This is a genomic window from Pseudomonas sp. WS 5146, assembly GCF_012985495.1.
In the GTDB taxonomy this organism is placed as follows: Bacteria; Pseudomonadota; Gammaproteobacteria; order Pseudomonadales; family Pseudomonadaceae; genus Aquipseudomonas; species Aquipseudomonas edaphica.
In genome coordinates this window covers 102188-125416 of record NZ_JAAQWL010000003.1, presented here as the reverse complement: position 1 = coordinate 125416, position 23229 = coordinate 102188, and the positions used below count along the sequence as shown (strand labels likewise).

General features: G+C 56.8%; 13 protein-coding genes. 8 read left to right on the top strand and 5 right to left on the bottom strand.

All coding sequences use genetic code 11. From position 1 onward, the window contains the following. Window positions 1-34 precede the first annotated feature (34 nt). The gene (locus tag HBO41_RS09395) at window positions 35-946 is read right to left on the bottom strand and encodes a LysR family transcriptional regulator (protein WP_169985940.1); all 912 of its coding nucleotides are present in this window, start codon (window positions 944-946) and stop codon (window positions 35-37) included. A 114-nt stretch (window positions 947-1060) separates the two neighbouring features. Between HBO41_RS09395 and HBO41_RS09390 the strand changes: the two genes are divergently transcribed. After that, window positions 1061-2275 (top strand): MFS transporter, encoded by a 1215-nt coding sequence (locus tag HBO41_RS09390; protein ID WP_169985938.1) that lies wholly within the window; start codon window positions 1061-1063, stop codon window positions 2273-2275. Here HBO41_RS09390 and HBO41_RS09385 read toward each other — a convergent pair. Next, complete coding sequence (locus HBO41_RS09385) at window positions 2238-5909, bottom strand: hypothetical protein (RefSeq protein WP_169985936.1); 3672 nt, start codon at window positions 5907-5909, stop codon at window positions 2238-2240. The genes HBO41_RS09390 and HBO41_RS09385 overlap by 38 nt on opposite strands. Before the next feature lie 212 nt (window positions 5910-6121). Then, the gene (locus HBO41_RS09380) at window positions 6122-7819 is read right to left on the bottom strand and encodes a hypothetical protein (RefSeq protein ID WP_169985934.1); all 1698 of its coding nucleotides are present in this window, start codon (window positions 7817-7819) and stop codon (window positions 6122-6124) included. 324 nt (window positions 7820-8143) lie between these two features. Between HBO41_RS09380 and mexE the strand changes: the two genes are divergently transcribed. The 3 genes from mexE to HBO41_RS09365 are packed head-to-tail and all read left to right on the top strand — an operon-like array spanning window position 8144 to window position 13992. Further along, complete coding sequence (mexE, locus tag HBO41_RS09375) at window positions 8144-9385, top strand: multidrug efflux RND transporter periplasmic adaptor subunit MexE (RefSeq protein WP_026013568.1); 1242 nt, start codon at window positions 8144-8146, stop codon at window positions 9383-9385. 15 nt (window positions 9386-9400) lie between these two features. Continuing rightward, on the top strand, window positions 9401-12580 hold the full coding sequence (locus tag HBO41_RS09370) for an efflux RND transporter permease subunit (protein ID WP_017135542.1): 3180 nt from the start codon (window positions 9401-9403) through the stop codon (window positions 12578-12580). Beyond that, a complete protein-coding gene (locus HBO41_RS09365; protein ID WP_099549834.1) occupies window positions 12577-13992 on the top strand; it encodes an efflux transporter outer membrane subunit in 1416 nt (471 codons plus the stop codon). Before HBO41_RS09370 ends, HBO41_RS09365 begins: the two co-directional genes overlap by 4 nt. Window positions 13993-14208: 216 nt before the next feature. Here HBO41_RS09365 and HBO41_RS09360 read toward each other — a convergent pair whose 3' ends face one another. Beyond that, complete coding sequence (locus HBO41_RS09360) at window positions 14209-17634, bottom strand: hypothetical protein (protein ID WP_169985932.1); 3426 nt, start codon at window positions 17632-17634, stop codon at window positions 14209-14211. A 131-nt stretch (window positions 17635-17765) separates the two neighbouring features. Then, window positions 17766-18785 carry an AraC family transcriptional regulator gene (locus HBO41_RS09355; RefSeq protein WP_017135539.1) on the bottom strand — a complete coding sequence of 340 codons (1020 nt, stop codon included), beginning with the start codon at window positions 18783-18785 and terminating at the stop codon, window positions 17766-17768. 167 nt (window positions 18786-18952) lie between these two features. Between HBO41_RS09355 and efeU the strand changes: the two genes are divergently transcribed. The 4 genes from efeU to efeO (HBO41_RS09335) are packed head-to-tail and all read left to right on the top strand — an operon-like array spanning window position 18953 to window position 23174. Next, window positions 18953-19798, top strand: a complete 846-nt coding sequence (gene efeU / locus HBO41_RS09350) for an iron uptake transporter permease EfeU (protein WP_099549836.1) — start codon at window positions 18953-18955, stop codon at window positions 19796-19798. 10 nt (window positions 19799-19808) lie between these two features. Continuing rightward, entirely contained in the window at window positions 19809-21011 is a 1203-nt protein-coding gene (gene efeO / locus HBO41_RS09345) for an iron uptake system protein EfeO (protein WP_169985930.1), read from the top strand. Window positions 21012-21025: 14 nt separating this feature from the next. Further along, window positions 21026-22330, top strand: coding sequence for an iron uptake transporter deferrochelatase/peroxidase subunit (efeB, locus tag HBO41_RS09340; RefSeq protein ID WP_169985928.1), 1305 nt, complete (start codon window positions 21026-21028; stop codon window positions 22328-22330). Window positions 22331-22355: 25 nt separating this feature from the next. Next, window positions 22356-23174, top strand: coding sequence for an iron uptake system protein EfeO (gene efeO / locus HBO41_RS09335; RefSeq protein WP_017135535.1), 819 nt, complete (start codon window positions 22356-22358; stop codon window positions 23172-23174). Window positions 23175-23229: the final 55 nt, after the last annotated feature.

The window sequence follows — 23229 nt, the reverse complement described above, 5'->3', positions numbered from 1 at the left end:
CCTGTGGAAAATTTGTTCGGAAAATCAATGAGTGTCACTCAACCGCGCCCAACCCTGCAACCAGCACCTCCACCACCGCACGCACCTTCGGCAGCGCATAGCGGTTTTTGACCCAGGCCACACTGATGCCCATGCCGACACTGGCCAACTGCGGCAAGACTTGCACCAGCGAGCCGTCCTGCAAGTGTTGCTCAACCAGCCACGACGGCAGTTGCGCGATACCGCAGCCGGCCAGCGCGGCCAACTTCAGCCCGGCGCCATGGCCGATCACCAGTTGCGGCTGTGTGTTTATGTGCAGCGCCACGCCTTGTTCGCCCGCATGCCGCCAGGGGCTGACGCGGCCATCGACCCAGCCATAGGCCATGCACTGATGCTGCTCGAGGTCACGCTCGGACTGTGGCGTGCCGTGGCGGGCGAGATACGCCGGGGATGCGCAGAGCACATGCCACTCTCGGGTGAGTAACTGGTGCCCTACCGTCTCCGGCCAGGCCGGGTCGTCGCCGATGCGCACGACGATATCCACTCCTTCCTTGAACGGATCGACAAAGCCATCAGAGAAGGAGATGTGCGGGGTCAGCAATGGATGAGTGTTCAGCCACGGCAGCAGGATCGGCAGTACCTGTACCTGGCCAAAGGCGCCGGGCAGGTCGATGCGCACACGCCCGCGCAGTTCGGTGTTTTCAGCCTGCAATGCCCATTCGGCTTCTTCCAGGTCGGTTAATACGCCGGTGCAGGTGCGCAGGTAGGCAACGCCGGCATCGGTCAGCGACAACCTGCGCGTGGTGCGGTGGAACAGTCGGGCACCCAGACGGGCTTCCAGGCGCGCAATGCTTTTACTCACGGCCGAAGCGGTCAGGTTCATTTTCCCGGCGGTCGCCGTAAAGCTGCCGTACTGCGCGACACAGACGAATACATCGATGCCCTTCAGGCGCTCTGAAGAAAACATGCACAGCCCTTATTCATGAATTGAGTTCCTGTGTCTGGATAAAAACCATCCTAAATCAGAACTCGGTTCAAAGGTAAGCTGCTTGTACTCTGATAAATGGACTCTGAGGCTCGAATGCTGGCCACGCTGAAAAACTACCCCGCCACCCTCAACCTGCTATTGAGCGCCTCGCTGATACTGACGCTCGCCCGCGCAATCACCCTGCCCTACCTGGTCATCTATTTGTCGAGCCACTTTGGCTTGAGCATCGCCGATATCGGCTTGGTGATCGGCAGCACACTGATCATTGGCTCGCTGCTGAGCCTGTATGGCGGCTTTCTGGTGGATCGGATGAGCAGTTACCGGCTTATCCTGCTCTTCTGCGGTGTGTTCACGCTGGGCTTTCTCGGCGCCCCTATCGCGCCTGCGCTCTGGCTGTTTTACCTGTGCCTGGTGTTGGTGAACCTGGCGTATGCGGTGATTGATATCGCGGTAAAAGCCGGGTTTGGCAGCCTGCTCCCCGTTGATCAGCGCAGTGAAGCGTTTTCGATCAAATACACGCTGACCAATATCGGTTATGCCGTCGGGCCGTTCCTGGGCGCGGGGTTGGCCGCCGTGGATGCCAGCCTGCCGTTTCTGATGTCAGCCGGGCTGGGTGCCGGGTTCTTGTTTATTTACTTCGTGTGGGGCGACAGGCGTTTGGAGACAGCCCAAGCAAACCAGCCACCCGTAGCGTTCCTGGCGGTCGCCACACTGCTGCTGCGCGATTACCGCCTGGTGTGCTTTACCCTCGGCGGACTTCTCAGTGCCGTGGTATTCGGCCAGTTCACGGCCTACCTATCGCAGTACCTGATCGTCACCACTACACCTCAGGAGACCTACCGGATCATCAGCACGATCGTGGCCACCAATGCCCTGACAGTTATCAGTTTGCAATACAGCCTCGGCAAACGGATTTCCCCGCGCTATCTGAATCGGTGGCTTGCCGCTGGCCTGAGCCTGTTTATCGTCGGGCTGGGCGGGTTTGCGCTGTCGACCACGCTGCTGATGTGGGTGCTGTCGATGGCGATTTTCACCCTTGGCGAAATTATCGTGTTCCCGGCCGAATACATGTTCATCGATAACATCGCGCCCAATCACCTGCGCGGCATGTACTACGCCGCGCAGAACCTGGGCAATGTCGGCGCGGCGTTGGGGCCGGTGTTGTGTGGGTGGGTGTTGGCTACGCAGCCGGCGTACAGCATGTTTTATATGTTGGTGGTTTTTGTTGTTGGAGGTGGGTTGATGTATTTTTTGGGGGAGCAGCTGAGAGTCAGGACTGCAAATTCAGTAGCTGATGATAAAAAGTGACGGGGACTTGATTCATCGACCTTACCTCTTTGTAATAGCGAATATTCGGGTTATCCCGAGAAGAAATGCCCTCAAGCGGTGAAAGCGAATTGCTTTCAAATCCGTCATAAGAAAGCTTTTTTACATAAGCGCAGTACTTATCTGAGAACATTTTAAAATTTGAAACTGCCGCATAAACAACGACAAGCACTGAATTGCAACCGACCGAATTATAACGATGAATTTTATTCAAGTGTTCACGAATCACTTTTTTCTCGACCGACATCAATCTGAATGCTTCGATGAGCGCAATATATTTCCCACCTTTATCTTTTATCCAACCATCTACCTCTCCGACCCCCGTGCCCGAGGCAGAGCTACCGCTTCGAGACTGATCATACACCGTCCAGCCTGCGAAACTCATTCGATGCCTCACCAAGGAAACGAGCCAATCGTTAATCATATTTTCCACCATAAGAAGTGGTGTCCCTAGCGACTCTACTGCGCTCGGACGGCTCAGATGCATACGGCGCAGTAACAACTCTTTACCGACATAATCAATCACATCCAGCACATACTCATCAACACTTTCAATGCCATTATTAAAAATCCTGACTTGCTCTACCGCCTGCATATTGCAAATACTATTCCATGCATGAATCGGCTCAACACCCTGCAAAAAAACGCCCGTACCGGCTATAGGAATGACACTTGCTCGGAACAACTCACTCTCAAAGCTCGAGACTTTCGCATTAATTTCTTCAGGCAGATCGCTATGGCGCATGCGCAACCGCCTCATGCAATCAAGCGCTTCACCGGCACGCCCGGTATTCTTAAGGTATTCCCATCTAAGCAATGAAATTTCAACTCTATCCTGCTGCTGAGTAGACGCGATGCTCCAAAACTTATCGAACACCTCACGGTCGAGTATGCTTAGACTCAGCTTCAAAATATAATAGATGTCCGAATCATCCAGCGACGAAGGCTTCAACCGCTCGTAATGTTGCACCCATTGATGGCAGTACAGTTGAGCATCAAACTTAACCCCCTCTTTTCTTGCCCTTTCAAAGACAGCTCGAACCAGTCCGGTCATATCCCTGACCGCCCGAGACCTCACTGATAAGCGTTCGAAGCGCCGTATTGCGCTTGATAAGTCCACTTCAATCTCAGCTGTCGCCAACAAGTAGTCATTATAGTTCTCCACGACTGAATTGTGAGACTCTCTGTCACGCCTGATCGCCTTCAGCTTTTCAACACGCTCGTCAGCAGAAAGATCAGGGTCATCAAAAACCCGCTTCAACACTATTTGTTCGGTCAGTGTATTTATACGTTCTGCGTGTGACGAATGACTGTGTGCTTTTGCATACTCTAAATAATGACTGGCTATTCCGTGCTCATTATTATTGGCAGCCTTGGTTATCATATCCATAATCTGTGGCAGCCAATAAGCACTTTTAAGCGAGCGTTTTCTCTTTGAAAGTTCGCCTTGGATCGAAGCTATACGCGCTGCAGACTCGGTGCTTTCGAGGAAGGTGAACAATGCGATTAACGGCACAGACTCCATAGACATAAGCGTCACTAAACGCTCGAAGGTTACTTTTTCAAATTTATTCGCTGCAATACAAATCTCTCGCCACAACCGAACCGAGTTATGTTCGGAGTTATCGATAAAATAATCCAAAGCGGCGGAATGATGCCCCTCGCCAAAACCAAACTTTTCGACCATCGAGACTATTTCATTTTCGACAGCAGAGGAATCATCAGTCAGCGCTTGTGCCGCGTGTAGATTCAGAAGTAGCCTGAGGTGCATTCTAACGCCGGAAATAAAGCTTCGACGTCTATCCGGGTCATCGCTCATGTCTCCCGTCACCCGGTCTTCAAAAACATGCACCAGCTTTGAACGCTGCCCCTTCGGCAAATATTGATACATCCCGTCCCAACTTAACTCATCGAAGGCAGCCGGATCCTCGCGCTCATTACACTTCTTTTTGAGACGCATGTTAAGAACTGAAAAATAACTCTTTACCAGCACCTCGGCCAGCAACCGGGGATACACAGACTTGCTGCCTTGTGTAAAGAAAGATGTATTCAACACCCAAAAAAGAACAAGCCATTCTCCAAAGGGGGCTTCACCAAGTTCTCGACGACCGTTGCCCAATCTAAACTTAACAACTTTCAATAACGCCTCAACATTATTGGGCAGCAACTGAACGGACGCCCCCGACACGTCGGTGTATCGAATTGACATTATCGCTCTATTCAAAGACGGCAGGTAAGTATCCTGGAGTAATTTGCCGCGGGATGAGCTGCCCAGCTCGCCTTCTACGACGTTCACAATCGCCTCGCAAGCGTTCTCTAATGCTATTATTACCAGCGACTCGCTTAAGTAGAGGGCGTAGGAATCAACATATATTTCAAGCGTTTGAGTCCATAGCAGATCCTGCCATATTTTATCATAGGCAATCTTCGTCGAATTCAGCTGGCGAATTCGTTTGATATGCCAATAAATCTTGACCAGACCTACATGATTGACTGGAAAATAAGAGAGCAACATGCACAAGTATTTAATATCTGTTGCAGACTCCAGCAGCATTCCTGTCAATCTTGGCAGGTCCGGTGCATGCTCAAGCAAGGCTTTGGTCAAGGGAAAGCTGGTCTCCTCCGCGTACTGGTTATTCTCACTGCGAATAACTGTGCCAACCAGACTCCCGCTTATTCCTGCACCGCTATGATGTCCCCATTGCGTAACACTGCTCCACCATTGGGCCTTTTCAAACAATGAGTCAATCTTTCTTGCCGGATCCAGTGCGTCCTTGATTAATCCCAGCTCCAACTGATCGGGGTACTTGCGCTGGCCTGCCTCATCGCTACAGGCAATAGCGCGCACGCCACGTCGGGCCAGTACAACATCCGTGGCGCATACGGACCAATCATCACTGAGTGACGTATCTTCCAACAGGTAGGCTACACCCGCCTCAAGAAACTCATGTTCGTCGATCCGGGGCCGTTTATCATCGTCTATTTCAAAGATAAAGTTCCAACCTGAGACCAGCTTCATTTTGTTGGTAAATTCCGCAAACGCGCCCTCGACGGTATTTGACGCTCGCAGCAACCTCCAGACCTCAGCCCCAACGCTCTGAACTTCACATGTCTCAATCGACAGTACGAGGTGCTCCGCGTGTCGTTTAAAGTATTGCTCCAGCAACATCAACTCATTGGCGGTCACGGTGCTGTGAGCAATGCGCAACCGGGGCGTCAGCATTCCATCCCACCCGCCTTGTATATCATTCAGAAACTGTATTCCGTTGAGCTGACACCTTAATCGTGCCGGCATCTCTGAGTCGACTTCCATGGGACTCAATACCTGAAGACAACCATTCGGAAAACTGATCGCCCTCGCCGCCTCCAAAACTTCTACGTCAGTAGAGTAGGCTAGATAGAATTCGCCACCGTCTTCGGTCAGCCAGGGCTGTCGACCCTCGAGCAGCCCTATTACTGTTACCCGATTCAATAGAGGCGGGTAAATTTCAGACGCTACGATCAGCTCGGCTATCCGCTGATGTCCATCACTTGAAACTTGACGGCTGGGCGGCTGATCGCGTTCATAAAGAGATAGCTTCCGTTCCAGGTCTTTAATCAGCTCGTACGATCTCATCTCTGCATTCCAAATCTGTCTGTGCCCTATAAGAGTGTTCACCCTGTCCGATCAAGACATGAAGCTACACTCACGAATTATCCATTTAACAATGAGGCTTCACTTATCGCTTTCACGCTTTCGTTTACGAAACGGCCGTTTGCTAATCCCGGCATTTAATTGCGCTGTTAACTCGCCTGGTTATCGTTGAAAAGCAGATCTTCGATACCTTTTCACATTTCGAGGTCAAAGCCCTCCCGGCCTAAGTCCTTTTTTGATGTTTTACCCATTGACCTATCCAGGTCCGGCCGCCGGTATTGATGACGCAAGCGTTGCTTGAGCTCAAGCGTAAAGGGCTCATCTTCAATAGCCAACAGATAAAGGCGCAGCGGAAGCCCACCAATCTCCCCACTGCCCAGGACACGCATGGCATCATCGACGGTATCGAAAGTTTCTCCAATGCCGGAGGCCGGATCACACAGGCCAAAGCTGATGAAACTGGCCCAGTCCCAACCACTGGTACGTACATCCAAGTTAAGCGAGGGCGCGCTTGGGTCCCGCTTGCTCTCAATGATCAACTGGTGCAGCGCTTTCGCAGAACTCACCGTCGGCACGGGCGAGTCAAACCGCAGCTCGGGTGATTCATGATAGAACAGGTAATAACCACCCCGGGGTAATCTGGAAAGCTTGGGCAACTGCCCCTTTTGACTGCCTATGTTGGCCTCCCAATCCTTTGCGCGCTTAGCTTGTAAGAGCACGGCTTTGCGACAGACCAAACCACCAATATTTAGAGAGATAATCACACCTAGATCGGCGCCCACGTGCGTTTCTTCTGGCGTGTTAGCCAATTGCAGCATGCCCAGATAGGACTGGGACATAGGATAACCAAAGAGAGGGATATATTTGGAAGCCCAATCCGTCAGCCAATGTTCAACACATTGGCTGAACCGACCGTTCAGTGGGTCTTCCATTGATACAACACTGTCCAGTACATCCGCCATTTGCTGTTGGCACTGAAACATCGCCCAGTAGATCGACCAAAGCACGTCATTGGAAAAAACCTCAGGCGAAGCAGCCAGCCTGGTAAGTAATTGCCATTGATCTGCGGTATGTAGGCCGCTCAGCAACTGGTCTGCGTAAACGGCCTTTAAATTGGCGGCCGCCAGCTTGGCGCAAGCCTCGACGATCGCAGGAAAACTACCCGTGACGGACACACCGTAATGCACAGAGTAGGCACGTTTGCGAAGGTCCAGAGCCTGACGATGCAGCCTCTCGTAAACGGTGTCATCCGGTCGTTTTTGAAATATCAAGTGCGCCAGGTATTTGCTCGCCAAGTGCACATTGCCCTGGCGTATCAGTTTATTAGCCCGTTCCAAGTGCTCACCGAAATCAGCTGCCAGCCAGCCTTGACCACAGGCTGCGTGCAAGGCATGAGCCGCATCGTTGGCAAAACCACTCAGCGCAATATGCACTTGAGTGAGTTTGTGCATTTTTACTTTCAGTTCGGTTTGTTTTTCGCGCTGCTCGGTGACATGAAGGTTATGTGCGAGTATCTGACTGTCACGTAACACCTTGGTGTCTGGCTCATCGTATGCACGGACGATGTCTTCATGCTCATTTTTGGCATTGTTCAGCTGGCTCAATGCCGCATGGGTATCGAAAGGACTCAGTACCCAGCCAAGGCCGTACCCCTCTTTTTTACACGCATCGTAGTGCTGCTGGTGTTTACTCTCACGCTGCTGGGTTGGCGACAATGCAATACTGCGCTCCTTCACGCCATCACGCAGTTTCAGCTCATCAATCTGAGCAATCTGTGCTCGGGTCTGAGTCATGGATTCGGAGCATTCGCCGAGCGTTTTGGAGAGAAATTCGGATAAGTCACGACCTAACGCAGCGACTGTGAGACGGCTTCTGAATTGGAGCGTGGTCATTAATGACTTCCTGGTCAACTAGCAAGAACGATTGAACTGGCCTTCGCACGATGGCACTCATGGGCGGATTTTGCCGTGGCTAAGGCCCGGGTCACAAGCGTCCTGACCTTTATAGAGAAAGACTCATCGAGCTCATTGCAGTGCATGCAACAGTCTTTTGTCATCACGCCCATTGATAGCTCCCTAACGAAAACGCCATTCTAGAGGGCTCGCCTCTCGCTTATATCATTCCGAATGATAGTTACCTTTGTTTCATTCGATTCGTGACATAGCACCTCGCCGCGCATGATCCGCCCATCTCAAATACATTGGCGGATGCACCTCATGGAACAGTCACTCAAACACTTGCGCTTCCCCTTGGCGATTTTGGCCGTGGTGGTGATGAGCGCCTGCGGTAAGACCCCGGATCAAGCGGCCGCCATGCCCCCCGCGAAAATCAGTGTGGCCAAGGTGCTGGAACAGCCGGTCAACGAGTGGGATGAATTCACCGGTCGCCTGGAAGCCCCGGAAACCGTGCAGATTCGTCCGCGCGTGTCCGGCCAGATCGACCAGGTGGCCTTCACCGAAGGCGCCCTGGTGAAGAAAGGCGACCTGCTGTTCCAGATCGATCCGCGCCCGTTCCAGTCTGAGGTGCGCCGCCTCGAAGCCCAACTGGCACAAACCAAAGCCGCCGCCAGCCGTAGCGATAACGAAGCGCAACGCGGCGAGCGTCTGCGTCAGAGCAATGCGATCTCCGCCGAACTGGCTGACTCGCGCACCACCGCCGCCCAGGAAGCTCGCGCCGCTGTCGCCGGGATCCAGGCGCAGTTGGACCTGGCCAAGCTGAACCTGAGTTTCACCCGCGTGACCTCGCCGATCAGTGGCCGCGTCAGCCGTGCTGAAATCACCGCCGGCAACCTGGTGACCGCCGACACCACGCCGCTGACCAGCGTGGTCTCTACCGACAAGGTTTACGCCTACTTCGACGCCGACGAGCGCGTGTACCTCAAATACACCGAGCTGGCTCGTGAAGGCCGCCGTGGCGCGACCACCCCTGTGTACCTGGGCCTGTCCAACGAAACCGGCAACCCGCACCTGGGCCAGATGAACTTCGTCGACAACCAGGTCAACCCGGCCACTGGCACCATCCGTGGTCGCGCCGTGTTCGATAACAGCAAGGGCGAATACACCCCGGGCCTGTATGCCCGCTTGAAGTTGGTCGGCAGCGGCACCTACTCCGCCGTGCTGATCAACGACGAAGCGGTGGGCACCGACCTTGGCAAGAAGTTCGTGCTGGTGATGGACGGTGACAAGCCGGCTTATCGCTCGGTGGAACTGGGGCCGAAGATCGAAGGCCTGCGCATCGTGCGCAGCGGTTTGACCAAGGACGACACCATCGTCGTGAAGGGCTTGCAGCGCATTCGTCCGGGTTCGCCGGTTGCACCGGAAACGATCCCGATGGCCAGCAAGGAAACCCTCGCCGCCTTGGCACAACAACGACAAGCGCTTGAAGCCAGCAACCTGGAACAAGTGGCGCCGGATAAAGCCGCGCCCAAGCTCGCAGCCGTCGCGACTCCACGCGGTTAAGGGATACAACTCAAGATGAATTTTTCCAAGTTCTTCATTTCGCGGCCGATCTTCGCAGCGGTGCTGTCGCTGTTGATTTTGATCGCCGGTGCGATCTCGCTGTTCCAACTGCCGATCAGCGAATACCCGGAAGTGGTGCCGCCCACCGTGGTGGTACGTGCCAACTTCCCGGGCGCCAACCCCAAAGTCATCGGTGAAACCGTGGCCGCTCCGTTGGAGCAAGCCATTACCGGCGTCGAGAACATGCTGTACATGTCCTCGCAGTCGACTGCCGATGGCAAGCTGACCCTGACCATCACCTTCGCCCTGGGCACCGACCTGGATAACGCGCAGGTGCAGGTGCAGAACCGTGTGACGCGCACGCAGCCCAAGCTGCCTGAGGAAGTGACGCGCATCGGTATTACGGTCGACAAGGCTTCCCCTGACCTGACCATGGTTGTGCACTTGACCTCGCCGGACAAGCGTTACGACATGCTCTACCTGTCCAACTATGCCTTGCTCAACGTAAAGGATGAGTTGGCGCGTCTGGGCGGTGTGGGTGACGTGCAGTTGTTCGGCATGGGCGACTACTCCCTGCGTGTTTGGCTGGACCCGAACAAAACCGCTTCGCGCAACCTGACCGCCACCGATGTGGTCAACGCGATTCGTGAGCAGAACCGTCAAGTGGCCGCCGGTGCCCTGGGTGCGCAACCTGCACCGAATGCCACCAGCTTCCAGTTGTCGGTGAACACTCAGGGCCGCCTGGTGACGGAGGAGGAGTTCGAGAACATCATTATCCGCTCCGGCGCCAACGGTGAAATCACCCGCCTTAAAGACATTGCACGGGTAGAGCTGGGTTCCAGCCAGTATGCGCTGCGCTCGTTGCTCAACAACCAGCCGGCGGTGGCGATCCCGATCTTCCAGCGCCCAGGTTCCAACGCCATCGAGATCTCCAACGAAGTACGCGCCAAGATGGCGGAGCTGAAAAAGAGCTTCCCGGAAGGCATGGATTTCAGCATCGTCTATGACCCTACCATCTTCGTGCGTGGCTCTATTGAGGCGGTGGTTCACACCCTGTTCGAAGCACTGATTCTGGTGGTGCTGGTGGTGATCCTGTTCCTGCAAACCTGGCGCGCCTCGATTATTCCATTGGTGGCGGTGCCGGTATCGTTGATCGGTACCTTTGCGGTGATGCACTTGTTTGGCTTCTCGCTCAACGCACTGTCGCTGTTCGGCCTGGTACTGGCCATCGGTATCGTGGTGGACGACGCCATCGTGGTGGTGGAGAACGTCGAGCGAAATATCGAGTTGGGACTCGAACCGTTCCCGGCCACCGAAAAGGCCATGAGCGAAGTAACCGGCCCGATCATCGCGACCGCGTTGGTGCTGTGTGCGGTGTTCATTCCAGCGGCCTTTATCAGCGGCTTGACCGGTCAGTTCTATAAGCAGTTCGCGTTGACCATTGCCATTTCCACGGTGATCTCGGCATTCAACTCGCTGACCTTGTCCCCTGCCCTGGCCGCCGTGTTGCTGCGCAGCCATGACGCGCCGAAGGATCGCTTCTCCAAGGTGCTCGACAAGCTGTTGGGTGGCTGGTTGTTCCGCCCATTCAACCGCTTCTTCGAGAAAGCCAGCCATGGTTATGTGGGCACCGTACGCCGGGTGATTCGCGGCAGTGGTATCGCGCTGTTCCTGTACGCCGGCCTGATGGTCCTGACCTGGCTGGGCTTTGCCCACACGCCAACCGGTTTCGTACCGGCCCAGGACAAGCAATACCTGGTGGCTTTTGCGCAATTGCCGGACGCCGCGAGCCTGGACCGTACCGAAGACGTGATCAAGCGCATGTCCGACATCGCGCTGAAACAACCCGGCGTGGAAGCCGCCGTCGCCTTCCCGGGCCTGTCGATCAACGGCTTCACCAACAGCCCGAACAGCGGCATCGTGTTCGTGACCTTGAAGCCCTTCGATGAGCGTAAAGACCCGAGCATGTCCGCTGGCGCAATTGCCGGTGCATTGAACGGCAAATACAGCAGCATCGAGGAAGCCTACATGGCGATCTTCCCACCGCCGCCGGTACAGGGCCTGGGTACGATCGGCGGGTTCCGCCTGCAAATCGAAGACCGTGGCAACCTGGGTTACGACGAGCTGTACAAGGAAGTGCAGAACATCATCACCAAGAGCCGCACCACGCCTGAATTGTTCGGCCTGTTCACCAGCTACACGGTCAACGTACCGCAGGTCGATGCTGCCATCGACCGCGAAAAAGCCAAGACCCATGGCGTGGCGATCAGCGACATCTTCGACACCCTGCAGATCTACCTGGGTTCGTTGTATGCCAACGACTTCAACCGCTTTGGCCGTACTTACCAGGTCAACGTGCAGGCAGACCAGCAGTTCCGCCTGGATGAAGACCAGATCGGCCAGCTGAAAGTGCGTAACAACAAGGGCGAGATGATCCCTCTGGCGACCTTTATCAAGGTCAGCGACACCTCGGGGCCGGACCGCGTGATGCACTACAACGGCTTTATCACCGCCGAAATCAACGGCAACGCCGCACCGGGCTACAGCTCCGGCCAGGCTCAGGCGGCGATTGAGAAACTGCTCAAAGATGAACTGCCCAACGGCATGACCTACGAGTGGACCGACCTGACCTATCAGCAAATCCTCTCGGGCAATACCGCGCTGTTCGTGTTCCCGCTCTGCGTACTGCTGGCGTTCCTGGTGCTCGCCGCCCAATACGAAAGCTGGAGCCTGCCACTGGCGGTGATCCTGATCGTACCGATGACCCTGCTGTCGGCCATCACCGGGGTGATTATCTCCGGTGGCGACAACAACATCTTCACCCAGATCGGCCTGATCGTATTGGTGGGCCTGGCGTGTAAGAACGCGATTCTGATCGTCGAGTTTGCCAAGGATAAACAGCAGGAAGGTCTCGATCCGCTGGCCGCGGTACTGGAAGCTTGCCGCTTGCGTCTGCGGCCCATCCTGATGACCTCGTTCGCCTTCATCATGGGTGTGGTGCCTCTGGTGTTGTCCAGCGGTGCCGGTGCCGAGATGCGTCATGCCATGGGTGTGGCGGTGTTCTCCGGGATGATCGGGGTGACCTTCTTCGGTCTGTTGCTGACCCCAGTGTTCTACGTACTGATCCGTCGTTATGTGGAGCGCGGCGAAGCACGCAAAGCGGCCAAGGCCTTGAAGCTGGAGACACAGCAATGAGCGTGAAAGTATTTTTGCCGAGCTTGCTGGTACTGGCGCTGAGCGCCTGTGCCGTAGGCCCGGACTACAAAACCGAAAAATTGGAGGCGGCCAATATCACGGCCGCCGCCGACACCAAAAGCTATGACCACGCCAAGTACGAAGGCATCTGGTGGCAGCAGTTCGAGGACCCGACCCTCAACCAACTGGTCACCCAGTCGTTGAGCGGTAACCGCGACCTGCGTGTGGCGTTCGCCCGTCTGCGGGCGGCACGCGCCATCCGTGATGACGTGGCCACCGACATCATGCCGGTCGTCACCTCTCGCGCCAGCAGCGACGTGGGCAAAGGCCAGATCCCGGGCCAGACCACCAAACGCGTCAACAGTGAGCGCTACGACCTGGGCCTGGACATGGCCTGGGAAGTCGACTTGTTCGGCCGCATCCGCCGCAACCTGGAAGCCAGCGATGCTGACCAACAGGTCGCCGAAGCCGACCTGTACCAACTGCAAGTCACCATGATTGCCGAACTGGTAGACGCCTACGGCCAACTGCGCGGCGCTCAATTGCGTGAACGCATTGCTCTGGACAACCTGAAGAACCAGCAGGAATCGCGCACCATTACCGTGAGCCTGCGTGATGCCGGTGTGGGCGATCAGCTCGATGTGGAACGCGCCGACGCACGCCTGGCCGCCGTTGAAGCCAGCGTGCCGCAACTGCAAGCCGAGCAAGTGCGCGAGCGTAACCGCATCGCCACCCTCCTCGGCCAGCGCCCCGATAAGCTGAGCGTGGACCTGAGCCCCAAAGACCTGCCGGCGATTGCCAAGGCCTTGCCGATCGGCGACCCCGGCCAGTTGCTGCAACGTCGCCCGGACATTCTCAGCGCCGAACGCAAACTGGCCGCCGCCACCGCGCGTATCGGCGTGGCCAAGGCCGACCTGTTCCCACGGGTCAGCCTCAGCGGCTTCCTCGGCTTTACCGCCGGGCGTGGTTCGCAGATCGGTTCGGCTGCCGCCAATGCCTGGTCCCTTGGCCCTAGCATCACCTGGGCCGCCTTTGACCTGGGCAGCGTGCGTGCACGGTTGCGCGGTGCGAATGCCGAAGCCGATGGCGCCCTGGCGACCTACGAGCAGCAAGTGTTGCTGGCGTTGGAAGAATCGGAGAATGCCTTCAGTGATTACGGCAAACGCCAGCAGCGCCTGGTCTCGCTGATTCGTCAAAGTGAATCCAGCCGCGCTGCCGCAGACCTCGCCGCGATTCGTTATCGCGAAGGCACCGTGGACTTCCTGGTGCTGCTCGATGCGCAGCGTGAGCGCTTGGCGGCTGAAGACTCCCAGGCCCAGGCCGAAGTGGACTTGTATCGCGGCATCGTCGCGATCTACAAGGCCCTGGGCGGTGGCTGGCAGCCGGACACGGTCGTCGCCAGCAGCAAGTGATGTAACGAGCTCCTTTGGTTGGTCGCATCCAGCCAATTTTTAGCCCTGCGGCTCATTCGGTCGCGGGGCTTTTTTTTGCTGATGATTTGAGGTGAGGCTTTCAGCTCGGTCGTGCAGGAGGGCGACAGTTGTCGGGGCGCGCGGAGAGTCGGGGTCAAACCAGCGAGAGATGAGCATCCCTGCTCGAAACAACAGTGGTTACGTTTTAGAAACGATTCAGCCTTCAGACGCCTTGGGCGGTGATTGCTGGGCAAAATCTATCGTGCCGTTAACCGTATTTGGCAATCCGATGTTTCCCACTAAGTTAGTGACTTCTTTGCCCGTACGCTCGCGTGGCGATAGCCTGATTAATGTCGCGGTTTTTTTGCTACCACACACCAGTTTTCTGAAATCAGAGAGTCCTTTCCCTAATGATTTAGGGACGTTCACCCCCACGCTTCTGACGCCCATTGCGGTGAGACGAAACAAGGATTTCGCCGTGCCGGCCACTGCCCCCGGTAGATTAAACATCGACAGCACTGCTTTACCCACAACGGCTAACTTGGCAGCTATCGCCCCTGCCTTGGCGACCGCACTGACGGCACTGGCGGCCACAAACAGAGCACCTACAATTTCCATGCCCAGCCCAATAGCGCCCACGGCAACACGACGGCGATCGCCTGAGGCGAGCTCTTCGATATTGCCTTTGAACGGAATCAGGGTATTGATGACGAAATTATCGATGGCATCCAAACGCTGCTGAACGGCTTCGTTATACGTCGTGCCTGCAGCTTGCTTCATCAGCAGCAAGGGGTCGACGAGCAAATTTTCCAGTTGCAGGGCTCTAAGAATTTCAGCCGTTCGTGTCGATGAATAGGTATTGGGCAAGCCCGCTGAAGCGTCCTGACGCTTAGGCGGCGCGGGAAAGTGCGCGACGACCTCAATATCAACCGGCAGTGTCGGGCTTAGACGCCGGCGCATGATTTTCCCGAAGGAATCGGTACCCGAATCACTCATAAACGTCATGGCGTCGACCAGTTCCGCGCGTTCTGCGTAGCGGTTAGAGCCAGGGAGAAACTCATAACACTTGGCGCCCGACGCATCTCTGAGAAATAGAACAGGCCCGATTTTTTGCTGAGCCTCTTCTTGATTGAGGTCGCCCTCTTGAGTCGAAGCGCCATAGACGGTGACTTCGCCAGACTCTAACCTTCGCCTGTCTTCAACAGGCAATTCGCTCATCAGCATTTTCGTGGCAATGCCCTGATAGGTTGCCAAGCTTGTAATGCCCTGCACGACGGGCAATAGAAACACGCTTTCGATCGGCTTCAACTTTACAAGTTGATTCTTCAATGCCTCGAACGCGGTTTTATCTGAAGGGTTGATAAAGTTCCATTCTTTCGTGTTTATATTTTCAGCCGTCAACTCGCCTGACAAGTATAAATCCTTGATTGAACAAGGCCCCGCTGCAAGCCCAAGGACAGTGGTATCAGGTTTCCACGCGTTGATGGCTGAGTTCGCAATGTTGCTCAAGGGTACAGCGTTAACAACTGAAGAACTGGGCTTGAACAGTACCGTCCTTTTACTAAAGAACTCACTCTGGCCAGGGCAAACACGCTCCAATTCCTGTTCACCTACATGCGTGCGGGCTTTAAGTAATGAGCTGGCCTTATCAAGGCTGGCGGCCACTAGCCCACTGTCCTCCACGCGCTTGTTGTAAGCAATTGCCGCGGCATTCAGCGCTGTGGGTGAGTAATCATCCTCCTCGGTCACGACCCCCTGGGCCAAGGCCCAATCGTATATCGGTCCGGCACAGTGCATTGCTTCCAATTGTTCGTGTTCAGGCGAGACCGGCCTCAGTAAGGCACGAGAGCCAAGTTGTTCTACACTCATCAGCCGCGAACTGCCTTGAGATGCCATTTCCGCCAGTGCCGTGTGGACGCGCAGGCTGACCAGTGGCAACGTCCCCACACGTACAGTATCCGCGCCCTTCACCAGAAACTCGGGGGCGACGGTCGACAACAATGCATGCGTGACCAGTATGGCTTGCTCGAGGGGCAGTTGTTTTTCTCTGGCCAGGTGTTGTTCAAGCTCAGTACGCACCTCGAACAGGGTTTTTCCTGCGTTTGATGCCGAGTACAGGTTGTAGCCGCCGATATGATTGCGCTGCGTACCCAGCGTTGGATCTATGATCAGCAGATCACGGGTAAGGATCAGCTGTTTGCGATAGCTTGGCGAAGCCTTCCCGCGCACCTCTGCCCCGTCGTCTTTAAGTGCAGCAAGAATGGGCTCACAGCGCCTCAGTCCTGCACCTTGAGTCAACGCTTGGCTAATGAGTTCGTCGGCATTCTGGCGGATGGATACCGGGCTCTGGCCTGCCCAGGGTTTGGGTGAGCAATCAAGCAGTGTCAACTGTGGGGGTATGTTGTTGCCGGGTGCTGAGCGGCGGACTCTGATACGTTGCCCCTCGGTCAGGGAATCAGGTGATTGCTGATCTTCCAGAAAATTACGGGCATAGCTGCCAAGTGGTGGTTCTGGTGGTAGCGGGTTGAGTTTCCAATTCACAATGTTGCGCAAGTCGCTGGCAGTCATGACGGCCGGTAATTCGCTCGACGTTGCATAGCGCAGCAATTGCCATACATCGCCGATTGAATGTGATCTGATTATTTTTCCAGTAGCTTCCGATTGCTGAATGGCACTGTCGAGCAGTTGCGCGAGCGTGGGATGGGCCAGAACTTGCTCCGTCACGTTGCGCCACGGTCCAGATGTGCCGTTGGCGCTGACCATAAACTGCCCATTCTCCAGCCGAACCTGGGCATTCACGCCTGTGCGGTTTGCGCTCAAGATGGGTGCCATCAGAGGATCGCGCATCAAGCGCTTCACTATTCTGAGCCCCGAGCGATTGGCAATCCCAAGTGACGACCCCGGTGCAATGTCCTGGGAAATCGCTCTGAGGTCGATGTCCTCGTTGTCTGGTTTGTCCTTGAGCTTACTGAGCAGCGTATTTATCAATGCGCTTTCATTTTCTACATCCATGAACTCACGCTCTGCCAGCTTGCGCATTTCAGGCGACCGCAGGGGGTCTTCCTCAACAGGCTTTACCGGAAAACCGGTGGCTTTGAGAGCGTCGGCATCGGTACTGTTGATGGGCCAGCGAACGCCGTAGAACGCCGCAATCTCAGCGGGCAAAAGCCTGGTTCCGGGGTTGCTCAGGCCATTTGCTTGCGGATCAAGCATGGCAGCACTGGCAATCACCTGCCGTCCGATCGGCCACCAACCGCTGCCATCAGACGGGGTAAATGTAGTGATTTTACCGGTATCTTGCGCTTGTACCGTCAGGGTGGACCCCACTATGTGAAACCTAGGCATCACGAAATTTTGCGCCCTTACCCAAGCCTGCAGGGACGGCGCGTTCCACGCGTCAACAAAGTGGCCCATCCATTTGCCAATCGACGTCTCTGGCGACAAATCTTGAAAGCGCCAATCGTCTTGGTGCCCGCTACTCAGCAGGGTGGCCAGTTCAGCGTCAGCTTCAGCGGTTGGTTTAACGGCAACCGCCAGCTTGTCCGTTTGGCCGGTTGACGTCGCCAGGTTCAGCTCACCGGGTGACGGATTTGATTGGTGTGAGAGCGCACTGCTGCCTGTATCAACACGGGATAAGCTCATTAGACGTACTCCAGAGAAAGGAGCCTAATAATCTGAGAGCCGCCCCTTCGAAACGGATCGGCTTATTCTGAAGCGCAGTGCAGCAAGTGTATGTACACATTACCTCCTGCTAATCAACGCATGAGCCTGCGTCACAAAGACGGCAACGCGTCACTCAGAATCAGGCTGCGGTAGTGCCCTGGGTTTGAGCCGGACCATTTGCGGAAGGCTTTGTAGAATGAGCTGACATCAGCAAAACCAAGGCGCACGGCAATTTCAACAAAACTGATATCGGCCTCGGCAAGCCAGACAATCGCCAGTTCCTTGCGCACGCTATCCTTGAGCCCCTGATAAGTCTGCCCTTCATCTGCCAGGCGGCGACGCAAGGTTGACGCCGATATACACAGGTTGGCCGCCAAGCCTTCGGTTTCGGGCCAGGTATTGGCAGGCATATGGCGCAGATCATTTTTGATGCGATTGGCCAGGCTCGCCGGGTCGCGGTACTTGACCAGTATGTTGGCCGGCGCATGCGCCAGGAACCGCTTGAGTTCTTCCGGGCTACGCTTGATCGGCAGGTCGAGACAGTCGGCAGAAAAGATCATGCGCGTGCGTGGCCGATCAAAGCGCAGGTTGTCGGAGAACATCACGCGGTAGTCATCACAGAATTGCGGCTGCGGGCAACGCAGCTCAATGGCGAGTATCGGGATACGCCGACCCGCCAGCCAACAGGCCACGCCGTGGACGATCATCCAATAGGTGAAATAGGTAAACGCGCGTTTGGGTTCGGGTTCGAGCAAGACGATTTCTGCCAGGCTCTGTTGGCGCACCAGCTGTGCAGGCATCTGCTCGAACATCAGCGACAAAAAACCCAGGCCGGTTTCCAGGCCGGCATCCAGGCTCGGTTGCGCCATCGCGGCGCGGCACAGGAACGCCAGGCTGCCAGACTTGAGTTGGCGCGGGTCCATGCCAAAAAACTCATCGTCCATGCGCCGCGCCAGCAAGCGCCACAGGCGTGCGTAGGCCGTGGCGGGCACGCGAGCGTCGGGCTGCTCGAGCAGCGCCGGGTCTATTCCGACCTTGCTCAAGGCTTCAACCGTGGCCGTGCCGGGCGCGCAGCTCTGCAGCAAGGCTTCGCGCACAAGATGGATAGAGATGGTGTCTTTTTCCGCCATGGGAATCGGGCTATTCAATGCTGCAAAAGATGGGATGCATCATAAGGGCGGTTGCGATTCGCCACCACCGTTCAGCCGCAGTTCAGCAAAGGTCAATATTGGCTGTTTAGTAATGAGTATCATTATGTTACAAATTAGCATCCTATCCAGCCTTGATGCGGTGCCGAATGCTCGTTCCCTTTCTAATCATGCTGCGCGAAGGCATTGAAGCCGCATTGATCGTTGGCATTATTGCCAGTTACCTGCAACAGACCGGCCGTGGCCAGTGGATGCCCGCCGTGTGGATCGGCGTGTTCCTGGCCGCTGCGTTGGCCCTGCTGGTAGGTGGCGGCCTGGAACTGGTCAGTGCGGAGTTCCCGCAGAAACAACAGGAATTGTTCGAAGGTATCGTCGGCCTGGTAGCCGTCGGCATCCTCAGCTCCATGGTGTTCTGGATGCGCAAAGTGGCGCGCTCCATCAAGCATTCCCTGCACGAATCCCTGGATCATGCACTGGCCGGCTCCAAGCACCAAGTCATCGCGCTGATCGCCATGGTGTTCTTTGCCGTGGCCCGTGAAGGTCTGGAAACCGTGTTCTTCCTGCTCGCCGTGTTCCAGCAAAGCGAAGGTCCGGGCGCCCCGATTGGCGCCCTGCTCGGCTTGATCCTGGCGATTATCGTCGGCTTCCTGATCTACACCGGCAGCATGCGCCTGAACCTCGGCGCGTTTTTCCGCTGGACCGGCCTGTTCATCCTGGTGGTGGCCGCCGGCATTCTTGCCAACTCGGTGCAGGCGCTGCATGAAGCCGGGGTGTGGAACCACCTGCAAACCGTGTTGTTCGACTTCAGCGCCGTGCTGCCGATGGACAGCCCGTTGGGTTCGGTGCTCGCCGGGATGTTCGGCTACCAGGAAGCGCCGACCGTGAGCACCCTGGGTGCCTATCTAATTTATCTGGTAGTGGCGCTGGTGATGTTCTTCCTGCCCTCGGCCCCTGCCAAGCCTGTCGCCAAACCTTCTTCCGTTTCCAGCCATTAAGGACCGTCTCTTGTCCAACCCAACCCTTCAACCGGCACCGCCGTCGCGCGCCCTGCGCTGGGCAGTGGCCGGCTCGGTGGTGGTGATGATCGCCGCCGGTGCGCTGTTTTATTACGCCTCGCAATTGGCTGCCGCCAAGCGTCAGACCAACCACAATGAAATCGCCGTGACGATTCACGCTCACGCTTGCGAGCCGAATGAAATCAGCGTGCCCGCCGGGCGCGCGAGTTTTCGCATCATCAACCGCTCCGACCGCGCGGTGGAATGGGAAATCCTCGACGGCGTGCTGGTGATTGAAGAACGCGAAAATATCGCGCCGGGCCTAAGCCAGGTGATCAACGCCAACCTGTTGCCCGGCGACTATGCGATCACCTGCGGCTTGCTGAGCAACCCGCGCGGCACGCTGCATGTGACCCCGACCGCCGAGTCCAATGCCCAGGCCAAGGCCAAACCGTCGATGGTGGCCTTTATCGGCCCGCTGTCGGAGTTCCGGGTGTACCTGAGCGGCCAAGGCAGTGCACTGGTCAAGGCCGTGACCGCGATGCAGCAAGCCATTGCCGCCGGTGACCTGGCCCAGGCGCAAGCGCTGTATGTGCCGGCACGTGAAGCGTATCAGCGCCTGGCTCCCGCCGCGCAACGTCTGGCCGAGCTGGACAACGCGATCAACGCCCGCGCCGATTACTTCGAAAAACGCGAGCAAGACCCCGCGTTCAGCGGCTTCCACCGCCTCGAATACAGCCTGTTCCAGCAGCGCAGCCTCGATGGCCTCGGCCCGGTCGCCGAGCGCCTGGTCACTGACGTCACCACCCTCAAGCAACAGCTGCTTGCGCAATCACTGCCGCCGGAACAACTGGTCAGCATTGTGGTGCGCAACCTCAACAGCCTGGCGGATGTGCGTGCCGCCAGCGGTGAAGAGGAACGCTACAGCCATATCGACTTGAACGGTTTTGCCGCCAACCTGGTGGCCGCCCGCAAGGTGGTCGACCTGATGCGCCCATTGCTGACCAAATCGGCGGCGGACCTGTTGCCAAAAATCGACAGCGCGCTCGATGCCTTCGATGCCCAACTCAACAGTTTTAAAGTCGACGGCCAGTACAGCCGCTACGACAGCGTCACGGCCGATCAGCGCAAGCAGATCGCCGACAAGGCCAAGGCTCTGGCCGTTGCACTCGATGGAATCGACCCCGCCCTTGGCCTTTCCGGCCTGCAGTGAAGACGACCTAATAGATGAGTGATTCAGAACAGTTTTCCGCGCAACGTCGCCGTGTCCTGCTGGGCATGGCCGCCACCGGTGCCGCGATTGCCGGCAGCACCCTGACCTGCCCGGCCATGGCCGCCGCAGCCGAGCAAGTCACCACCGCACCGCGCAGTGACAAGACCCAGGACCACCACGAGTTTTTCGGCCAGCACCAGACCGGCATCGTCACCCCGCGCCCGGCCTGCGGCATGCTCGTCGCCTTCGACGTGCTGGCCAGCGATCGCGAAGACCTGGAGCGCCTGTTCCGCACCTTGAATGAGCGCATTGCGTTTCTGATGACCGGCGGCACCGTGCCGCAAGTCGACCCGAAACTGCCGCCCACCGACTCCGGAATCCTCGGCCCGGTGGTCACGCCGGATAACCTGACCATCACCGTCTCGGTCGGCGAATCGCTGTTCGATGAGCGCTTCGGCCTGGCGGCAGCCAAACCCAAGCGCCTGAGCCGCATGGTCGGCTTCCCCAACGATGCGCTGGAACCCGCGCAGTGTCACGGCGACCTGAGCCTGCAATTCAGCTCGAACACCCCGGACACCAACATCCACGCCCTGCGCGACATCGTGAAGAACCTGCCCGACCTGCTGCTGGTGCGCTGGAAACAGGAAGGCAGCGTACCGCCCCAGGCACCGGCCAAACCCGGTGAACCGGCGCAGAGCGCACGCAACTTCCTCGGTTTCCGTGACGGCTCGGCCAACCCGAACTCCAACGATGCCAAGGCGATGGACCAGATCGTCTGGGTGCAGCCCGGCAGCGACGAACCGGCGTGGGCCGCCCACGGCAGCTACCAGGCCGTGCGCATCATCCGCAACTTCGTCGAGCGTTGGGACCGCACGCCGCTGCAGGAACAGGAAAGCATCATCGGCCGTATCAAACCGACTGGCGCGCCCATGGATGGCGACAAAGAAACCCAAGTACCTGACTACAGCAAAGACCCGCAAGGCAAGTTGACCAAGCTCGATGCGCACATCCGCCTGGCCAACCCGCGCACCCCGCAGACACAGGCCAACCTGATCCTGCGTCGGCCGTTCAACTACTCCAACGGCGTCAACAAAAACGGTCAGCTGGACATGGGGCTGTTGTTCATCTGCTACCAGGCTGACCTGGAGAAAGGCTTTATCAGTGTGCAAACCCGGCTCAACGGCGAGCCCCTGGAGGAATATCTCAAGCCGGTTGGCGGCGGGTACTTCTTCACCTTGCCTGGGGTGACGGGGCATAAGGACTTCCTTGGCCGCACGCTGCTCGCTGCAACGCACTCTCAAACCACTGCCAAGACCTAAAACAAACCCAGAGCGGAAAAGCCCCATGAAGAAGTCGACTATCGCGTTGTCGTTGCTAATGACCCTTTCACCGTTGGCAGCCTTCGCCGCCACCGCGCCTCTGGACCTGGTAGGCCCGGTGTCGGACTACAAGATCTACGTCACCGAAGAAATCGGCGAATTGGTCACCCAGACCAAGGCGTTCACCGATGCCATCAACAAAGGCGACCTGGCCACCGCGCAGAAGCTCTACGCACCGACCCGCGTGCACTATGAGTCCATCGAGCCGATCGCCGAGCTGTTCAGCGACCTCGACGCTTCGATCGACTCGCGTGTTGACGACCACGAGAAAGGCGTGACCGCTGAAGACTTCACCGGTTTCCACCGCATCGAATACGTGCTGTTCTCCGAAAAGACCACCAAAGGTCTGGAAGCGCTGACCGCCAAACTCAACACCGACGTCAATGACCTCAAAACCCGCGTGGATGGCCTGACCTTCCCGCCGGAAAAAGTCGTCGGCGGCGCAGCAGCACTGTTGGAAGAAGTGGCTGCCACCAAGATCTCCGGTGAAGAAGACCGTTACAGCCACACCGACCTGTATGACTTCCAGGGCAACATCGACGGCGCGAAGAAAATCGTCGACCTGTTCCGTGGCCAGATCGAGAAGCAGGACAAAGTCTTCCTGGCCAAAGTCGACAAGAACTTTGCCGCCGTGGACAAGATCCTGGCCAAGTACAAAACCAAGGACGGCGGTTATGAGACCTACGACAAGGTCAAGGAAACCGACCGCAAGGCCCTGGTGGGCCCGGTCAACACCTTGGCTGAGGACCTGTCGACCTTGCGCGGCAAGTTGGGTCTGAACTGATTAAAAGCCCCGAGCCATGCATTCATACCGCAAGGCACGGCTCGGGGCTTATCGG

Coding starts and splice junctions, on each gene's coding strand:
- HBO41_RS09385 (WP_169985936.1), bottom strand. CDS start 5,909: ATGAGATCGTACGAGCTGATTAAAGACCTGGAACGGAAGCTATCTCTT.
- HBO41_RS09395 (WP_169985940.1), bottom strand. CDS start 946: ATGTTTTCTTCAGAGCGCCTGAAGGGCATCGATGTATTCGTCTGTGTC.
- efeB (WP_169985928.1), top strand. CDS start 21,026: ATGAGTGATTCAGAACAGTTTTCCGCGCAACGTCGCCGTGTCCTGCTG.
- HBO41_RS09390 (WP_169985938.1), top strand. CDS start 1,061: ATGCTGGCCACGCTGAAAAACTACCCCGCCACCCTCAACCTGCTATTG.
- HBO41_RS09380 (WP_169985934.1), bottom strand. CDS start 7,819: ATGACCACGCTCCAATTCAGAAGCCGTCTCACAGTCGCTGCGTTAGGT.
- HBO41_RS09365 (WP_099549834.1), top strand. CDS start 12,577: ATGAGCGTGAAAGTATTTTTGCCGAGCTTGCTGGTACTGGCGCTGAGC.
- mexE (WP_026013568.1), top strand. CDS start 8,144: ATGGAACAGTCACTCAAACACTTGCGCTTCCCCTTGGCGATTTTGGCC.
- efeU (WP_099549836.1), top strand. CDS start 18,953: ATGCTCGTTCCCTTTCTAATCATGCTGCGCGAAGGCATTGAAGCCGCA.
- HBO41_RS09355 (WP_017135539.1), bottom strand. CDS start 18,785: ATGGCGGAAAAAGACACCATCTCTATCCATCTTGTGCGCGAAGCCTTG.
- efeO (WP_017135535.1), top strand. CDS start 22,356: ATGAAGAAGTCGACTATCGCGTTGTCGTTGCTAATGACCCTTTCACCG.
- HBO41_RS09370 (WP_017135542.1), top strand. CDS start 9,401: ATGAATTTTTCCAAGTTCTTCATTTCGCGGCCGATCTTCGCAGCGGTG.
- HBO41_RS09360 (WP_169985932.1), bottom strand. CDS start 17,634: ATGAGCTTATCCCGTGTTGATACAGGCAGCAGTGCGCTCTCACACCAA.